Source organism: Acetohalobium arabaticum DSM 5501 (assembly GCF_000144695.1).
In the GTDB taxonomy this organism is placed as follows: domain Bacteria; phylum Bacillota; class Halanaerobiia; order Halobacteroidales; family Acetohalobiaceae; genus Acetohalobium; species Acetohalobium arabaticum.
This window is the reverse complement of sequence record NC_014378.1, coordinates 1264049-1281709: the sequence shown is the minus strand read 5'-3', so window position 1 is coordinate 1281709 and position 17661 is coordinate 1264049. Positions and strand designations below refer to the sequence as shown.

At 33.8% G+C, this 17661-nt stretch carries 17 protein-coding genes and 1 riboswitch; all 17 genes read left to right on the top strand.

What is annotated here, in order from left to right; genetic code table 11:
• Nucleotides 1–14 precede the first annotated feature (14 nt).
• The gene (locus acear_RS06230) at nt 15–794 is read left to right on the top strand and encodes a response regulator transcription factor (RefSeq protein ID WP_013278164.1); all 780 of its coding nucleotides are present in this window, start codon (nt 15–17) and stop codon (nt 792–794) included.
• 147 nt (nt 795–941) lie between these two features.
• Complete coding sequence (gene sdaAB, locus acear_RS06225; RefSeq protein WP_013278163.1) at nt 942–1613, top strand: L-serine ammonia-lyase, iron-sulfur-dependent subunit beta; 672 nt, start codon at nt 942–944, stop codon at nt 1611–1613.
• 15 nt (nt 1614–1628) lie between these two features.
• The gene (gene sdaAA / locus acear_RS06220) at nt 1629–2507 is read left to right on the top strand and encodes an L-serine ammonia-lyase, iron-sulfur-dependent, subunit alpha (RefSeq protein ID WP_013278162.1); all 879 of its coding nucleotides are present in this window, start codon (nt 1629–1631) and stop codon (nt 2505–2507) included.
• A gap of 61 nt (nt 2508–2568) precedes the next feature.
• Nucleotides 2569–4047, top strand: a complete 1479-nt coding sequence (locus tag acear_RS06215; RefSeq protein WP_013278161.1) for a Na+/H+ antiporter NhaC family protein — start codon at nt 2569–2571, stop codon at nt 4045–4047.
• A 97-nt stretch (nt 4048–4144) separates the two neighbouring features.
• Nucleotides 4145–4813 (top strand): helix-turn-helix transcriptional regulator, encoded by a 669-nt coding sequence (locus acear_RS06210; RefSeq protein ID WP_013278160.1) that lies wholly within the window; start codon nt 4145–4147, stop codon nt 4811–4813.
• Nucleotides 4814–4906: 93 nt separating this feature from the next.
• Complete coding sequence (locus acear_RS06205; RefSeq protein WP_013278159.1) at nt 4907–5287, top strand: RidA family protein; 381 nt, start codon at nt 4907–4909, stop codon at nt 5285–5287.
• 72 nt (nt 5288–5359) lie between these two features.
• Nucleotides 5360–6688 (top strand): amidohydrolase, encoded by a 1329-nt coding sequence (locus acear_RS06200; protein ID WP_013278158.1) that lies wholly within the window; start codon nt 5360–5362, stop codon nt 6686–6688.
• 34 nt (nt 6689–6722) lie between these two features.
• Nucleotides 6723–7595 (top strand): DUF3100 domain-containing protein, encoded by an 873-nt coding sequence (locus acear_RS06195; protein WP_013278157.1) that lies wholly within the window; start codon nt 6723–6725, stop codon nt 7593–7595.
• Nucleotides 7585–8049 carry a hypothetical protein gene (locus acear_RS06190; RefSeq protein WP_013278156.1) on the top strand — a complete coding sequence of 155 codons (465 nt, stop codon included), beginning with the start codon at nt 7585–7587 and terminating at the stop codon, nt 8047–8049. The genes acear_RS06195 and acear_RS06190 overlap by 11 nt, the downstream gene beginning before the upstream one ends.
• Before the next feature lie 141 nt (nt 8050–8190).
• A complete protein-coding gene (locus tag acear_RS06185; RefSeq protein ID WP_013278155.1) occupies nt 8191–9600 on the top strand; it encodes a CCA tRNA nucleotidyltransferase in 1410 nt (469 codons plus the stop codon).
• 44 nt (nt 9601–9644) lie between these two features.
• Nucleotides 9645–11780, top strand: a complete 2136-nt coding sequence (recQ, locus tag acear_RS06180; protein ID WP_013278154.1) for a DNA helicase RecQ — start codon at nt 9645–9647, stop codon at nt 11778–11780.
• On the top strand, nt 11777–12895 hold the full coding sequence (locus acear_RS06175; RefSeq protein ID WP_013278153.1) for an LptF/LptG family permease: 1119 nt from the start codon (nt 11777–11779) through the stop codon (nt 12893–12895). The genes recQ and acear_RS06175 overlap by 4 nt, the downstream gene beginning before the upstream one ends.
• A gap of 115 nt (nt 12896–13010) precedes the next feature.
• A complete protein-coding gene (locus acear_RS06170; protein ID WP_013278152.1) occupies nt 13011–13949 on the top strand; it encodes a L,D-transpeptidase family protein in 939 nt (312 codons plus the stop codon).
• A 19-nt stretch (nt 13950–13968) separates the two neighbouring features.
• Nucleotides 13969–15360 (top strand): ABC transporter substrate-binding protein, encoded by a 1392-nt coding sequence (locus tag acear_RS06165; RefSeq protein WP_013278151.1) that lies wholly within the window; start codon nt 13969–13971, stop codon nt 15358–15360.
• A gap of 68 nt (nt 15361–15428) precedes the next feature.
• Nucleotides 15429–15535, top strand: a riboswitch (TPP riboswitch).
• A gap of 82 nt (nt 15536–15617) precedes the next feature.
• Nucleotides 15618–16166 (top strand): energy-coupled thiamine transporter ThiT, encoded by a 549-nt coding sequence (gene thiT / locus acear_RS06160; RefSeq protein ID WP_013278150.1) that lies wholly within the window; start codon nt 15618–15620, stop codon nt 16164–16166.
• Between the two features lie 12 nt (nt 16167–16178).
• Entirely contained in the window at nt 16179–16829 is a 651-nt protein-coding gene (locus tag acear_RS06155; protein ID WP_013278149.1) for a thiamine diphosphokinase, read from the top strand.
• 118 nt (nt 16830–16947) lie between these two features.
• Nucleotides 16948–17646 carry an ATP-binding protein gene (locus acear_RS06150; RefSeq protein ID WP_013278148.1) on the top strand — a complete coding sequence of 233 codons (699 nt, stop codon included), beginning with the start codon at nt 16948–16950 and terminating at the stop codon, nt 17644–17646.
• The last annotated feature ends 15 nt before the right edge of the window (nt 17647–17661 follow it).

Below are 17661 nucleotides of genomic sequence, written 5' to 3'. Positions count from 1 at the left end.
AAAGGATGATTAAAATGGAAGTAATTACAGCTGAAGATTGGCAGTTAATCCATCAGTTCTTAATCCAAGTCGGCAGTATTGATTCTTTTAAAGATTATAAACTAAAGGTTTTAGAATTAATCAAAGCTTTAATTGCTTATGATTCAAGTAATTTTTTTGTTTATAACAAACTCAATAGTCAATTTGAAAAAACAACTAGTGTTAATGTGGATTCTCGGGTAATAGATGATTATATTAATTATTTTCAATATATAGATGGCTTAAAAGAGAAAACTTTCAATCAGCCCCATCCAAGCAAAAGTACTCAAGTGATGGATTATAGTAAATGGAAGAAGACGGAATTCTTTAATGATTTTTTAAGAGTTAACGGCTGTTATTATCTCTGTGGAGTTGATCTTCATTATAATGATCAATTATTAGGTACTTTAAGTTTCTATCGTGATGAGCATAGTCCTGATTTTAATCTTAAAGAATTACTATATCTTGAATTACTTCGTCCTCATTTAAGTAATCAATTACATAAATTAATAGTTCTTGAAAAAAGATCTGAGATTGAAGAAGTTGATTATTCAAAATTAATTGAGATTGAAGGACTGCTATATAAGTTTTCCAATCGAGAAATAGAAGTAGCCAAGCTTGTAGTTAGCGGCTTAAATAATGAAGAGATTGCTGGTGAATTATTTATTTCAATAAATACAGTGAAGAAACATTTATATAGTATTTTTAGGAAAATAGGGGTTAATAGCCGGGCACAATTAACATCTAAATTGCTCAAAATTAATTTTAAAAATTGATTAAATAATATAAAAAAATTAAAATTTCATAATAGTTATTCAAAAAAATTAATAACCATTTGACATTTTGTCGAATGATAACTATAATATAAGCGGAACTTACAAAAAATATGTAAGTTATACATAATAATTTTAAGTGGTGATAAAATGAGTAATTTAAGTGCTTTTGATACATTAGGGCCAGTAATGGTAGGGCCGTCTAGTTCTCATACTGCTGGGGCAGTTCGAATCGGTAATCTAGCCCGAGAAATAGTGGGGAAGGATTTTAAAAGAGTAAAGATTTATTTACATGGTTCTTTTAGAGAAACCTACCAAGGACATGGAACTGATAAAGCATTAATCGGTGGTTTATTGGGGCTATCAACAGAAAATAGCTTGATAAAAAAGTCATTTCAGTTAGCTAAACAGAAGAAAATAGAGTTTGAGTTTATCCCGGCAGATTTAGGGAAAGTTCATCCTAATACTGTAAAATTAAAAATTGAGGATATAGATGAAGATATGAATATTATTACTGCTTCTTCTATCGGTGGAGGCAGTATAGTAGTTACTGAGATTGATGGAGTTGAGGTTGATTTGACTGGTGAGTATCCAACTTTAATTACTTTACATGAAGATAAACCAGGAGTTGTAGCTAAAGTTTCTGCTATACTGAATGAATATCAACTCAATATTGCTGAAATGAAAGTAGTTAGACAGAATAAAGGTACTCTGGCTACTGCAGTTATTGGTTTGGACTATCAATTAGATGTTTCAATATTGAATAAAATACAAAAGGTTTCAGAGGTAAAAAAGGTTAAACTGGTGAATCCTATTGAATAGAAAGAAGGGATTTAGATGTATGATTTTGAGACAGTAAAGGAATTAATTAATTTAACAGAAAAGCATGAAGTATCAATAACTGAAGTAGTTATTAAACGAGAAAAAGAATTATCAGAAAAGTCTGAAGTAGAGATTAGAAAGAGAATGAATAAAAGTTTAGAGGTGATGAGAGAAGCAATTAAGCAGGGATTAACAGAAGATATAACTTCCATGAGTGGTTTGGTGGGAGGCGATGCTAAATTAATTGCCTCAGCTAGAGAAAGAGAAGAAACAATAACTGGAAATATTATGTCTCAGGCTATTACTAGAGCTTTGGCTGTATCAGAGGTAAATGCTGCTATGGGTAAGATAGTGGCTGTGCCGACGGCGGGTTCCTGTGGTATCTTGCCTGGTGCTTTATTAACTATTGCTGATGATATAGATATATCTGATAAAGAAATAGTTGATTCATTATTTGTAGCATCTGGAATAGGTTTAGCAGTTGCTAAGCAAGCATCAGTCTCTGGTGCTGCTGGAGGATGTCAGGCTGAGTGTGGAACAGCTTCTGGTATGGCAGCTGCAGCTATTACATATTTATTAGGGGGGGATAATAACCAAGTAGCTAATGCAACAGCCATTGCTCTCAAGAATATTTTAGGGTTAGTCTGTGATCCTGTTGCTGGATTAGTAGAAATCCCTTGTATTAAGCGGAATACAATGGGAGCAGCTAATGCGTTAGTAGCAGCTGAGATGGCTTTGGCTGGAGTAGAAAGTAAGATTCCTATCGATGAAGTAATTATAGCAATGAAGGAAGTTGGCGAAGCATTGCCAGAAGAGTTAAGAGAGACATCATTAGGAGGTTTAGCTGCTACTCCTACTGGGTGTAGAATAAAAGAGCAGTTGAAAGCAGATTAAGCACTATTAAAATTTAATCTAAAATTTCAGCAATATTCAAAGAATATAAGGAGGAAGTATAATGCCAGAAAAAGAGATAAATGAAGACAGAATTAATTTTAGAGTTGGAACCTTTGGTGGAGCAGTTCCGATGTTATTCTTTGTATTCTGGGCTATCTTTATTTCTGTACAGGGAGCTCCGGACACTAAGGGATTAATTGTTGGTGCATTAATCGGCTTAGTCTTAGGTATGTTTTTAGTCAAGGATGAGTGGGAAAAATATTGTGAAAAAATTTTTGAAGGTATGTCTCAGGATGTAGGGGTTGTAGCCATAGTTGCCTGGTTTTTTGCAGGGACTTTTGCTCAGATTCTGCAGGAAGGCGGCTTAGTGAAGGGTTTGGTTTGGATCGCTAGTTCTATGGGAGTGGAAGGTTCAGCATTTGTAATTGTTACTTTTCTATTGGCAGCATTATTCTCAACTGCTGTGGGAACAGGTTATGGTACAGTAGTTGCATTTACAACTTTAATGTATCCAGCTGGAATTATTATGGGAGCCCACCCAATTGTGTTATTGGCCGGTATCTTAAGCGGAGCAGCCTTTGGGGATAATCTAGCTCCGGTATCGGATACGACTATTGTTTCGGCGGTAACTCAAGAAACTGATGTACCCGGTGTAGTCCGGTCTCGGTTTAAGTATTGTATTATAGCAGCTATTCCGGCTATGATTCTATTATTTATATTTGGAACAGCATCTGGTAAAATGGGAATTAGTGCTGCTAAGGCTACAGAATATATGTCCAATTCGGCTGAGCCGATAGGATTATTATTCTTAATTCCGTTTGCATTAGTAATTTATTTAGCTATGAGCGGTAATCACTTGATTATTTCATTAACCTGGGGGATTCTGACAGCTTCAGTTATGGGAGTGACAACAGGATTAATTAAGATCCAGGACCTGTTATTTATAAATGGAGAAGAAGGAGTAGTTACTGGAGCTATTGTAGACGGTGTTATGGGATATGTACCGATGGCAGTATTAATTCTATTGATTGTTGCTGCTGGTTATATAATGCAGTGCGGAGGAACAATGGAGTCTATGAAGAAATGGCTTGCATCTAAGATCCAGAATAAGGTTTCCCGAGCAGAACTGTCTATGTGGCTTTTAATTGCTGGACTGAATGTTTTTATTACAATCAATACAGCAGCTGAAATTGCAGCAGCTCCTTTTGTTAAAGAAGTAGGGGAAGACTTTCATATCCATCCGTATCGTAGAGCTAATTTATTAGATGCAACAACTTCTGCTTTAGGTTATATTTTCCCTTGGAGTGGAGCAGTTTTATTGGCCTACAGTACTTTACAGAATGTAGCTGGTCAATATGATTTTGTAAATGTAATTCCAACTACTAAATTATGGCCTTATGTGTTCCACGGCTGGTTCTTAGTACTTGTAATGTTTGGAGCAGTAATTACTGGATTTGGGAGACGATATATTGGACCAAACGGCGAACCGGTCAAGGAAATACCTGAAGCCAAGGAAAATTCAATGGGAATGGAGATTTAAATAACTATATTGGAATAAGAGTAAAAAAGTTGGCTATTATTTTTTTAGTAGCCAGCTTTTCCTCTGATATTTTGTAGATAAAGTGAGGGAATATTAGATGAGAATTTTAGTAGATGATACTCGAGAGGTCCATCCATATTTAGAGAATGTAAAATCAATTGCTAAGGGAATACATAAATTTTTGGGCCAAGATTCGGAAGTTGTTATTCATGATTTAAGTGATCCTACTAGTTCGATTATCTTTCTAGCAGGAGGGTTAACTGATAGAGAGTTAGGAGGACCAGTAACTGATTTAGTTTTAAAGACTCTGCGCCAAGAGTCCAATCCAGAGGATATCGTAAATTACCGCAATCAGACAGAAGATGGTCGAACCTTTAAATCTTCAACTCTCTTTATTAAAGATGATAGGGAAGAAGTCATCGGTTGTTTATGTATTAATTATGATGTAACTAAATTATCTTTAGTTCAGAATATTATTAATAATTTCTGTGCAATGGAAGAAGATAGTAACAAAGATTCTAATCAAAAAGAAATAGAGTATGAAATCTTTGCTAATGATATCAATGATGTATTAAATAAGATGATAAAAGCAGCTATAGACCAGGTAAATAAGCCAGTGCCTTTTATGGAAAAAGAGGATAAACTCAAAGTGATTGAATTCTTAGAACAGAAAAGTGCTTTTATAATTAAAGGAGCAGTAGAAAGAATTGCTGATGATCTAGGTGTTTCTCGTTATACAGTCTATAATTATTTAAAGGAAATTTAGTAAGGATAGATAAAATTATTATTATGTTAAATAAAGATGAATATCAGGTTAAGCGGAGAAATTAAATTATAATATGATAAGGGGGAATCAATAATGACAAAGGAATTAATTCATACTGATGAAGCACCAGCAGCTGTTGGTTCCTATTCACAGGCGGTTAAAGTAGGAGATACTATCTATGTTTCAGGTCAGATTGCTATTGATCCTGAAACAGAGGAATTAATTGATGGTGATGTAGAAGCTCAGACTAAGCAGGTATTGGATAATTTAACTGCGATTCTAAAGGAAACAGACTGCACTTTAAAAGATGTAGTTAAAGCTGAAGTCTTTTTGGATGATATCAACAATTTCGACTCTGTTAATGATATTTATGCTGAATATTTTGCTGAAGAACCGCCGGCCAGAGCCTGCATGGAAGTGGCACGTTTACCTAAAGATGTTGCAGTGGAAATTTCAGTAATTGCAGTTAAGTAAATAAATAAAAAATATCGATTATAATATTATACACTATTAACATCTAATTAAGTAGAGTGAGGTGAATAAAAGATGAATAAAGAAGAATTAAAACAGAAAATCTGTAAAGTGATCGATGAAAATAGAGAAAGAATCATTGCTTTTAATCAAAAGATTTATGATAATCCTGAATTGGGATATAAGGAGACCTTCAGTACTGAGGCTATTAGTCAGGAGTTAAAAGATTTAGGATTAAAAGTAAAAAAGGATATTGCAGTTACCGGCTGTAAGGGGAGAATAGAAAACCAGAATCCTGGCCCTACAATAGCTTTATTGGGAGAATTAGATTCCATAACCTGTCCGGAACATCCTGATGCAGACCCTGAAACTGGTGCTGTGCATGCCTGCGGCCATAACATTCAATTATCAGCAATGTTGGGAGCAGCAATAGGACTTGTTTCATCAAATGTTGTTAATGAACTTGAGGGAAATGTAGAATTTATTGCTGTACCGGCAGAGGAGTATGTAGAGTTGGAATATAGATCAAAACTTTTAGAGGAAGGGAAAATTAAGTTTTTTGGTGGTAAACAGGAGCTTATCTATCAGGGAGAATTGGATAATGTTGATTTAGCAATGATGATTCATTCGCTAGATTTAGGTGACAAGAAAGCTTTAATCGGCGGAAGCGGTAACGGATTTGTCGGTAAAAAAGTACAGTTTGTCGGTAAAGAGTCCCATGCAGGTTCTGCACCGGAAGAAGGGGTAAATGCTTTAAATGGAGCTATGCTGGCAATGTCGAATATTCATGCTCAACGCGAAACTTTTCCTGAAGAGGAGAAGGTAAGAGTTCATCCAATTATTACTAAAGGAGGGGATATAGTAAATGTTGTTCCGGCTGATGTTAGAATAGAAACTTATGTAAGGGCGAGAACTATTGAAGGAATAATAGATGCTAACAAAAAGGTTAATCGTTCCTTAAAAGCTGGGGCTATGGCAGTAGGAGCTGAGATTAATATTTCTGATATGCCTGGATATTTACCGTTATTAACTGATACTGAATTTGATACTTTATTTAAATCAAATTTAACAAAATTTATTGGAGAGAATAATATTCAGGAAGGAGCAAGCTTTACTGGCTCCTTCGATTTTGGGGATGTTTCCCATTTAATGCCGAGTCTCCATCCATTCTTTGGAGGGGTAAAGGGAGATATTCATACTCGTGACTTTAGATTAGATGATCCAGAATTAGCAATTATTACTCCTGCCAAAACATTAGCGACTACAATCGTAGATTTACTTTTTGATGAAGCTCAGACTGCCAAAGAAATTATTGATGATTTCGATCCAGAACTTACTAAAGAAGAGTATCTAGGATTTTTAGACGGAATAACTAGAGACATTAAAGAGGATTTCAAAGATTAGAGAAAAGTTATTTAAATGAGGAGGTAGTGTGATAATGGAGGAAAAGAAAAAACCAGAAGAATTACTTGAAACTAAGGGTCGAACTAGTATCTTTATCAGATTATATTTAACAGCATTATTAATTGTAATGATAACGGAAGCTATTGGAATTATTAAGTTTTCATTAGGACCAGGACAGGTTGTTTTACTCCCAATGTTATTTGCAGTTATTATTGGAATGGCAATTACTCCTGATTTATTAGGGAAGGCAATTTCTGGTTTGAAGAATCTTGTTTCTAAAGAAGAGATTGAAACAGCAGGTCCATTAGTAATGATTTCTTTATTGCCTTTAGGAGTAAAATATGGTACTCTTGTTGGTCCTAATATTGTCAAAGTTGTTCAGGCTGGTCCTGCTTTTTTACTTCAGGAACTAGGTAATTTAGGAACAATATGTATAGCTTTACCTTTTGCTCTATTTTTAGGTATGAAGCGGGAGGCTGTTGGGGCTACTGCAAGTATATGTAGAGAGCCTACTTTAGGAGTAATAGGAGAAAGGTATGGTATTGCTTCTCCCGAGGGAACCGGAGTATTAGGAACCTATTTGACAGGAACAGTATTTGGAACTATCTTTTTTGGATTACTGGGAGCTTTATCAGCCAGCCTAACCGGTCTCCATCCTTATGCTTTAGCAATGGCTAGTGGAATGGGGAGTGGAAGTATGATGACTGCTGCTTCTGGTTCATTAGCCGAAGCAGTACCAGAAATGAAGGATACTATTCTGGCTTATGCTGCTACCAGTAATATGCTAACAGGAGTTACCGGGTTATATTCAGTTATATTTATCGGTTTACCTGCGGTGAATTTCCTTTATGATAAGCTAGAACCAGTAATCGGTAGCGAGGAAGGGGAAGAGACTAATGAAGCTTAAGGGACGAAAAACATTAAACCAATTAAAGGCAATGATAATAGTTGGAATTATGATTCTAATTGGACAGAAAATTGGCTATGGAATGTCGATTACTAAAGCTATTCCAGGTATAGTGTTAGTCATAGGTATAGCTATGTTGGCATTAATTATCAAAGATTTATTTCCAAATATTAAGTTTCCGGCTTTTGCTTGGGCTTCAATGACGGCTTTAATCTTAAGTATGCCTTTTATGCCTACCGCAGAGCTGTTCTTAAAGTATACTGACCAGGTAAGCTTCTTAGGAACTACAACTCCTATACTTGCCTTTGCCGGAATTTCTGTAGGTAATAAAATAGAAACCTTAAAAAGATTAAGTTGGAAAGTATTTATCGTAGCTATTGCAGTATTTATAGGTACTTTCTTTGGTTCAGCAATAATTTCTCATTTTGTGTTAAAGATTCAAGGTATAATTTAATAAGTATTAGTGGTAATATAAAGTAAACAGAGTCCTGTGCTAATTATCGGCATAGGACTTTTGTTATTTAGCAGGAAATTAATTATTAATTATAGTAGTATTATAGTGGGATTTGATTAAAAATTGAAGGGGCTAATAGGTATGGAACATCTCAATTATTTAGTTGAAATATTGAACCAACATAATATTAAAGGATATTTAGTCGGAGGAATAATTCGTGATTACTTATTGGAACGAGAGATTAAAGATATTGATGTAGCAATTAATGATAAGGTTAGGATAATAGCTAGAAAATTTGCCGATTTGGTTACAGGTGGTTTTGTAGTTTTGGATAAAAAGCGGGATACTTATAGAGTAGTTACTGAAGAGTTAAATTACGATCTTGCACCGATTATAGGTGATTCTATTTATGAAGATTTACTAGGGCGGGACTTTACTATCAATGCTTTAGCTAGTGATATAGATGGAATAGATTTGGATAAAGATAGAGGTTTGTCCGGAGAGATAATTGATCCTACTGGAGGAAGAAGTGATCTTAAAGAGAAGACAATTAGAGCAATAAATAAAGAAACCTTTAAAGAAGATCCACTTCGGCTGCTGCGGGGGGTTAGATTTAGAGCGGAATTGAACTTTACCATTAATTCTAAAACAGAAGAATTAATGCAGAAGGATTCGCAGCTAATTACTGAAGTAGCTTCGGAGCGGATCAAAGAGGAATTACTAAAAATAGCAGCGGCGGATAAAGCTGCTGATAATCTAGAGTATCTAGAAAAGAAGAGCGGATTACTTTCATACTTAATTCCGGAAATAAAAATGATGAAAAAAATAGGGAAGTGTAAGTATCATAAAGAAGATGTCTGGACTCATTCGCTATATACCGTTGAGCAGTTAGAAGAGTTGTTACGGGATGTTTTTTGGAGCAAACAGGTAAGTAATGATCAGATTCCACTGCTTAAGCTGGCTGCTCTTTTCCATGATATCGGTAAGTTATGGACGGAAGAGATGATCGATGGTGAGGTTCATTTTTATGGCCATCATAAAGAAGGGGCTAAGAAAATAGTACCAATTCTACGGCAGCTTACTTTTAGCCGCCGCAAGATAAAATATATCAAAAGATTAATCAGATACCATATGCGTCCTTTATCCCTTTATTCTGCTGATAACCTAACTCAGAAGGGTAAGTACCGTTTCTTTCGAGCGGCTAAAGGAGTAGTAGGTGATGTATGTCTGCTTGCTGCTGCTGACATATTAGCAACAAAGTTGTGGAATGAACGCAGAGAGGAAATTGCCGATAATTTAGACTTTATTAAAGAATTAATTAGTGATACAGAAAAGATGAAAAAAAGGACCTCTAAGCTACTGTTAACCGGTTATGATGTAATGGAGTTACTTAATATAGAGGAAGGACCTCAGGTAGGACGAATCTTGGATAAAATTAGAGAAGCCCAAGCCCAAGGTAAAATAGAGAACCGAACTGAAGCAGTGGAATATTTAAAAAAACTAAAAAATAAATTTAATTATACTGAAGTAATCCACAGGAAATCAGATTAAAAATCTAGAATAAATAAATAGGTTTGTAGTTAGGAGGAAGTTAGATGTCAAGAAGACCAAAACAGATTTTACAGAATTACTTTGGTTATAAGTCATTTAAACCGGGACAGAAGGAAATTATTGATAATATATTGGCCGGTAATAATACTATTGGTATTCTACCTACTGGAGGCGGCAAGTCAATCTGCTTTCAGATTCCTGCTGTCTGTTTATCAGGAGTTACAGTTGTATTTTCCCCTTTAATTTCATTGATGAAGGATCAGATTGATTCTTTACGAGCAGTAGGGATTGATGCAACATTTATTAATAGTTCTTTGAGTAGAAAAGAAATTAGGAATAGAATAGAAGGAGTTAAGTTAGATCAGTATGACCTGCTTTACATAGCTCCTGAGCGTTTGGAGTCTAATAAATTTTTTTCTTTATTAAAGACTATTGATATCTCTTTAATAGTTGTTGATGAAGCCCACTGTATTTCTCAATGGGGTCATGACTTTAGACCAGCTTATCTTTTAATTTCTAATCTTTTAGATAAATTAGATGATAATCCTATTGTAACTGCTTTTACGGCTACTGCTACGGAGGATGTTAGAAAGGATATAGGCAGTATTTTGGATATTAAAGAATCAAATATCTTCATTACAAGCTTTGACCGACCAAATTTAAACTTTAAATTAATCAAAGGAGAAGATAAACGAGATTTTATAGAGGAATATGTAGCTACAAACAGCGGGGAAGCAGGAATTATCTATGCTGCTACTAGAAAAGAGGTGGATAATCTTTATTCTTTCCTACAAGAAGAAGGCTTTGCTGTAGGGAAGTATCATGCTGGTTTAAGTTCAGTAGTTAGAAAGAAAACCCAGGATGATTTCTTATATGATAGGATAGAGGTTGTTGTGGCTACTAATGCTTTTGGTATGGGAATCGATAAATCTAATGTAAGGTATGTAATTCATCATAATATGCCCAAGGATATAGAGTCTTATTATCAGGAAGCAGGACGGGCCGGTCGGGATGGAGAGCAGAGTGAATGTGTTTTGTTATTTTCACCTAGTGATACTAGATTACCTAAATACTTTATCGAAGAATCCAATCTATCTTTAGAACGAAAAAAGTTGGCCCATAAAAAGCTGCAGCAGATGATAAATTATTCTTATACTGATAGCTGTCTGCGCAACTATATATTGGAGTATTTTGGAGAGGATAACCCGCCGGCTGAATGTAATAACTGTAGTAACTGTAATGATAACCAGGAGATAAAGGATATAACTGTTAAAGCCCAGAAGATTCTATCCTGTATTTATCGAATGAATGAACGGTATGGTATTACCAAGACTGCCAAGGTGCTGAGCGGTTCAAAAAGCAAAGCTATTCTGGAGTTAGACCTGAATGAACTATCTACCTATGGAATAATGCCTGAATATACCATTAAAGAAATCAAGAACTTAATTAAGTTCTTAGTGGCAGAAGGTTATATTTACCTAACTGAAGGAAAGTATTCAGTAACTAAACTTACTGATAAGGCCTATTCTGTTTTACAGGATGAAAAGAAAGTAAAACGGATAGTTAGAAAAGAGACAGAAAAGATTTCTGAGGATAATGAACTCTTTGATATCTTGCGGAGGTTAAGAAAAGAGATAGCTGCCGAGGAGAGGGTAGCTCCCTTTGTCATTTTTCATGATAGCACTCTTCAGGATATGGTTGAGAAACTTCCTTCTAATAAGGAAGAAATGATGAAGGTTAGCGGGATGGGAAAAATTAAATTTAAAAAATATGGTTTTCAATTCCTAGAAAAGATTAATCAGTACTGTGTAAATAAAGACATTGATCGGGAAAAGACAAGAATAAAACAAGAGAAAGATAAGATAATCAAGAATAAAGAGTTAAAGAGCTATATGAAAAGTTATAAATTATATCAGTCAGATAATAACTTAGAAGAGATAGCTGAGATGAGAGATTTGGCCTTAACTACTGTGCAGAATCATATAATTAGAGCAGCTGAGGAAGGACAGGAAGTAGATTTAGATTCATTTGTACCTGCTCAATACCGGCAGTTGATTTTAGAGAAGATAGAAGAAAGTAGTAATGATAGATTAAAACCGATAAAAGAAGCACTACCGGAAGAGATAAGTTATTTCCAGATTAAAGCTATGGCCTGTAAAAAGGAGATTCTTGAAGGATGATACCTATTAAATTAATTGATAAATACATACTGAAAGAGGTAACTATACTATTTTTAATTGGATTAATTATTATTTCAATTATAATGTTAAGTTCCTTTTTATTTGAACTAACTGATTTAATTATTATCAGAAAAGTAGCATTAAGTTCGGTATTAAAATTACTTATTTATAAGTTACCTACTATTATTGTAAGAGCAATTCCTATGTCAGTTTTATTTGCTACTATTATAGGCTTAGGTCGGTTAAGTAAGGATAATGAAATTACGGCTTTACGGATGGGGTCAATCAGTATTTATAGATTAATACTCCCTTTAATAATTTTAGGATTAATAATCAGTGGAGGAAATTACCTATTAAATGAAAAAGTGGTTCCCTTTTCAAATAAAAGATTCCAGGTTATTATGAATGAAACTGTTTTAAAGTCCCGGATGCCTGAAATCAAAGAAAATATCTTCTTTAAGGGTACTAGAAATAAACTTTTCTATATAGGAAAATATAATGAAAGTCAATCTACTGTAAAGGATATTGTTATTTATGAACTTGATAGTAAACAGGATTATCCTAATATTATTATGGCTAATAAAGGGAGAGTCTATAAGGATAATAAATGGGAATTAAATGAGGGATATATTTATAAATATAATAATGATGGTAATCTAATAAATAAAGATAAATTTAAAGATATAACTGTTGGATTTAAAGCAAATATTAATAGATTTGCTGACCAGCAGTCTCCATCGGAAATGAGTATAAAGGAATTAAAAGAAGAGATAGAGTTTTTAAAGAAGATTGGAGCAGATCCGAATTCGTTATTAGTAGAATACCATTTGAAGTTTGCTATGCCGTTTTCAGCGCTAATTTTTATTTTAGTAGGTTCGATTTTAAGCATCAAAGGTAAAAATAGCAAAGGAGTTAATATTCTGTTTACTATTATAATTATCTTTTTTTACTATCTCTTATTATCATTAAGCCGTTCTCTAGGACGTAATGAAGTCTTTTCTCCGTTAGTAGCTGCCTGGTTAACTAACTTTATCTTTATCATACTTGGAGCTATTCTATTTTACATTGATAATCCCTTTAGAAAGTTTAAACAGAAAATAAAAAGAGTTCTTTGATTTTTATAACTTAATTTATTTCGGGTTAATAGTATATTTTAATTTTTTATTACGTATTCATTTAATACCAAGGATTAGCTAGCTAAAGAGGTTTAGGCAAGAAAGGAGGTTGAAATTGAGCTTAAAGAAAATAAGTATACTTTTGATAGTAATGCTTTTTATCTTTTCATCATCAGTTTTAGCTGAAGATGCAGAAACTTCCTGTAGTTGTCAAGAGTACCGTCAGTTAAAATTAACTGAATCCCGAATGGAAGGCAATGATATTTGGGAATTACAGAGAGAGCTAAAGAAGTTAGGATTCTATGATCAGCAGTTAAATTCAACTTATAATTGGAGTACATATTTGGCAGTAAAAGAGTTTCAGAAAGCAAATGATCTTCCAACTACAGGGGTGGTAAACGAATCGATCTGGCAGCAGATAGCCCATAAGCTTAAAAAAGGGGAGAAGATAACTGAAGCCTCCAGTGATGATTTAGAAGCTCCTGAAGGTGAGGTCTTTCTTCTAATTGATACTTATAAAAAGAAGATGACAGTTTATTCTGACGGCGAACCTTATCATGAATTTCCAGTAGCAGTAGGAAAACCTTCAACTAAATCACCTATTGGTGAATGGGCAATAATTGCCAAAGATGCCCACTGGGGCGGCGGTTTTGGAGTTCGCTGGATGAGGCTGAATGTGCCCTGGGGTATCTTTGGTATTCATGGTACCAACAAGCCGGGATCTATCGGTACGGCTGCCAGCCACGGCTGTATTAGAATGTACAACCGTCATGTAAAGATACTCTACTCCTGGGTGGATATTGGTACTAGAGTCAAGATTATCGGTAAACGGGATCCAATCAAGATTACTCATAATCTTCGTCCGGGCCAGACTGGAAAGGATGTTCTGTTATTCCAGGAGAAGCTTAGAGAGTATGGATTTGATCCAGGCTATACTGATGGAAGATTTGGCGATAGTACAGAAAAAGCTATAAAAGAGTTTAAGTATATCTACGGTTTACAGGATGATCTAACAGCCGATCAAAATACTTTTTACATCTTAAATCTCAAGTAAGAAAGGGGATAGTATAGGTGTGTTGAAGAAATTCTTTTCTGATGTAAATTGGCTGCTATTGGTTGGAATGGTACTGTTGATAATAATTACAACTGGAGCTTTAACTTTTTATTTTAATTATGAAGGACAGAAAGGTTTTAAGATTGATCCTAAAGTACAGTTAGATTCTAAAAAAGAGTATGAAATTACTTACTGGGATTATCCTCTTTTTATTGGCCAAGAAAAAGAATATGAAAACTTTTTAAAAGAGGCAATTAGTGAATTTAATGATATGTATCCAAATATCAAAGTAAATTATAAGCTATTATCTTTTATTGAAGGACGAGATAAACTAAAGAATAGTCTGGAAGCGGGAAATCCTCCTGATATCTACCACGGTATTTTTGGTAATAAATTAATGAATAAAAAGTTGCAGATTCCTGTTAATATCTTTTTTAAGCAGAAAGAAGAATCGGAAAGAGATAAGTACAACAAAGTAGGGCTTAAGGCCTTTACGTATAATCAGCAGGTCTGGGGGCTGCCCAACTGGATTAAACCGCAGGTCTGGGCTGGGAATCAAAAACTATTTAGTAAGACAAATTCAACAGTAGATCAGATAGAAAAGAATGGTTGGACATGGGGAGAGTTCCAACAAATAGCATCAGAAATTGCAGATTTGGATAAGAATACTTCAATTATTTTTAATCCCTATAACCCTAAGTTATTTTATCAATTATTAAGTGCTAACGGAAAAGATAGATTAGTAACTTCGAAAGGAAACTTAGCCTTTACTAGTGATGACTTAAAACAGGCTTTTGAGTTCTTAGATGATCTACGCAGTAATGAGGTTTTTCCTAGAGAACCAGAGGAAATGAATAAAAAAATGTTACCTAACTTCTGGCAGCAGAAAGCAGGCGTTATTGCTCCGGTTAATATATGGCTGTTGAATAACTTCTATCAAAAGAATAAAGAAGAATCAGATGTTAAATTAACTTTACTGCCCTTACCTACAAAGAATCTTGAAGCGAAGAAAGTACCTGTAGATGTGGCTGGTTTACTTCTCTTTAGACAGCAGGAGTATAAAGGGGATGATCATACTAAAGCGGCTTATAAGTTTGCTAAGTTTCTTAATCAGCAGAAGAATTTATTTATAGCTAAGAAGTTAAAGATATTGCCAGCTTATCTACCTTTAGAATCTCTGTGGAGAGAAGAAGTAAAGTTAAGGGTTCGATTAAAAGAGCAGTTATTAAGCTATAACAAGCGCGGAGTTGTAGAAAGTCCCAGTGGTTTTGATAAAGCTAAATGCGAAAATAAAATACAAAATGTAATTAATAAGAATTATGAAGATTTTTGGTTAGAAGGAGTTTCTATTTTAACAGTGATAGACAGGATTATGAATAAAAGTAAGAAAATTGCAAACAATAATAACTAAAAAATTGTATGGTTGCAAATTCGTATTTAATCTGTTATAATTTTAATAACTAAAAATTAAATATTAATCTTAAAAACTAGGGGAGCTCTGTTAGGGCTGAGAAAGGGATGGAATCTCTTGACCCTTTGAACCTGATCTGGTTAGTACTAGCGCAGGAAAGTTGTCTTTAATTTTAAAACACAACTCTCCTGTGGGAGTTGTGTTTCTTTATTTTTATTCACTTTCTATAATAATTAAATATTAGGGAGGAAATTTATATGAATGATCAAAAAGTAAGAAGATTAACTGAATTAGGAATTGCATTGGCTTTAGCTACAATCCTAAATTTTGTCCGTATTTATCAATTACCTCAAGGTGGTTCTGTTTCATTAGAGATGATTCCTATCTTTTTTATTGCTCTGCGTTGGGGGTTAAAAGAAGGGATTACATTAGGAGGTATGTATGGAATTCTCCAGTTGATATTGGGAGCTAAAATATTTTATCCCTTACAGGCCATTTTGGATTATCCAGTAGCTTTTGGTAGTTTAGGATTAGCAGGAATAATTCATAACTGGATCGATAAGAATAACTTAAAAGAAAATGGAATATTGATCTTTAGTAGTGTTATATTAGCCGGGGGATTTCGGCTTTTGATACATATTATCTCTGGAGTTATCTTTTTTGGAGAGTATACTCCAAAAGGACAGAATGTCTGGCTATATTCTTTAGGTTATAATGCTAGTTATATGCTGCCAGAAATTTTAATTACAATTATTGTTATGATCTTTTTGGTTAAATCATCATCAAGCTTTATTGCTACTAAATAAGGAAGTGAGAGAATGAAGCGAGTTATTTTATTTGCTAATGGCGAATTAAAAGGACGGGATAAGTTTTATCAAGATTACATTAATAATGATGATTTTATTGTTTGTGCTGATGGAGGAACAGAGTATACATATCGATTAGGAATTGAACCTAACTTAATTTTAGGAGATTTGGATTCGATTTCTTCACAAATACTTAAATATTACCGTAATCAAAATGTAGAATGGCAGCAGTATCCTGCTAGAAAGAATAAGACTGATACTCAGCTTGTTATAGAAGAATTAATTAAAAAGGGATATAAGAAGATAATTATTTTTGCAGCCTTAGGTGGAAGATTTGATCATTCTTTAGGTAATCTTTATTTATTGGAGGGATTGCATCAATCAGATATTACTATAAAATTAGTAAGTTCAGAAGAAATAATTGAAGTAATAAAGGATAATAAGATTATCAAAAACAAGATTAACCGAACTATTTCTTTATTACCATTGACTAAAAAGGTAACTAATATTCATCTTTCAGGTTTTGAATATGAATTAGATGGTACAACATTTTATCGAGGAAATACCTTAGGACTAAGTAATATTATTCGTGATAAGAAAGCTTCGATTAAATTTGATACCGGTACTTTACTCATTATTATCAATAAAAATAATAAAGAATAATCTATTTAATTAATCTTCTGTGATGAACTTAACAGAAAGTTAATTACAAAACAGATATTATAAAAATAGAAAAGATATTAATCAGATTTAATAATAATATAACAGGAGTGTGATAATAATGAAAAAAAGACCGATTATCAAAATCAATGAAGAAGAATGTAATGGTTGTGGTAACTGTGTTGTTGACTGTGAAGAAGGAGCTTTGAAGATTGTTGATGGTAAAGCAAAATTGGTTAATGAAGTATTCTGTGATGGCTTAGGGGACTGTATTGGAAATTGTCCTACTGGAGCTTTAACAATAGAAAAAAGAGCAGCTAAGGAATTTGATCCTGAAGCAACTGAGGAGCATGTCAAAAAAATGAAAGAATCTAGCTGTAGTTGTCCTGGAAGTAAAATAAAAGTTATGAATAAGGAAACAGAAGAAAACCAAGATAATGAAGTAACAGTTAAGTCTCAATTACAGAACTGGCCCATTCAGATTCATTTATTGCCGTCTGAAGCACCTTATTTTGAAAATGCTAATTTATTAGTAACAGCAGACTGTGTTCCAGCAGCTTATGGTGATTATCACCAACAATTATTAAAAGATAAAATAGCAGTAATGGGATGTCCTAAACTTGATAATGCTTCTAGTTATGTCAATAAGTTATCAGCAATTATTGCAAATAATAACCTAAATAGTATTACTATAGCCCGCATGGAGGTTCCCTGTTGTAGCGGATTAGTTAAAATAGTAAAAGAAGCACTGGTTGAAGCAGAAAGTAATTTGAATATAGAAGTAGTAACAATTGGAGTTAATGGTGAACTAAATAAATAAGTATTTCAGCCTTAT